General features: G+C 55.2%; 1 protein-coding gene and 1 pseudogene. Both read left to right on the top strand.

Features of this window, described 5'->3' with window-relative positions; all coding sequences use genetic code 11:
• Nucleotides 1-527: uridine monophosphate kinase (locus A3754_RS05500; RefSeq protein WP_063519036.1), on the top strand; the 527-nt coding region annotated here is incomplete at its 5' end.
• Between the two features lie 36 nt (nt 528-563).
• Nucleotides 564-706 (top strand): annotated as a pseudogene (locus A3754_RS05495) (ribosome recycling factor); the annotation flags it as partial.

Genomic DNA, 706 nt, shown 5'->3' with positions numbered 1-706 from the left:
CCGGCCTGGACCGGGTCGCCGGGGACCATATGGGCATGCTGGCCACGGTGATGAATGGCCTGGCCCTGCGCGATGCCCTGGAGCGCTCCAATATCCGCACTCGCCTGATGTCGGCGATCCCCATGAGTGGTGTGGTGGAGCACTATGATCATCGCAATGCCAATCGCCACCTGAAAAACGGTGAAGTGGTGATCTTCTGTGCCGGTACCGGCAATCCCTTCTTTACCACCGACTCTGCTGCCTGCTTGCGCGGCATTGAAATCAGTGCCGATGTGGTATTGAAGGCCACCAAGGTGGATGGGGTCTATAATGATGATCCGGTGAAAAACCCGGATGCGGTCAAATACGACACCTTGACCTATGATGAGGTGCTGGATAAAAAGCTGGGTGTCATGGATCTGACGGCTATTTGTCTGTGCCGCGACCATGCCATGCCGTTGCGTGTTTTTGATATGAACAAGAAGGGTGCCCTGCTCAATCTGATGCTGGGCGGTAATGAAGGTACCCTGGTGGAAGCCGCGCAGTAAGCGCTGGCGATACCGCTGATAGAGCGAGGAATAACGGTGATTGACGATATTCGCAGTGATGCGCAAAGCCGCATGAAAAAGAGTCTTGAGGCACTGGATTCAGCCATGAAACGGGTGCGGACCGGTCGGGCACATCCCAGCCTGCTGGACAATATTACCATTGAGTATTATGGCGCTGA

Source organism: Alcanivorax sp. HI0083 (genome assembly GCF_001635175.1).
The sequence above is the reverse complement of the archived record's forward strand: the minus strand, read 5'-3'. Positions and strand labels throughout refer to the sequence as shown.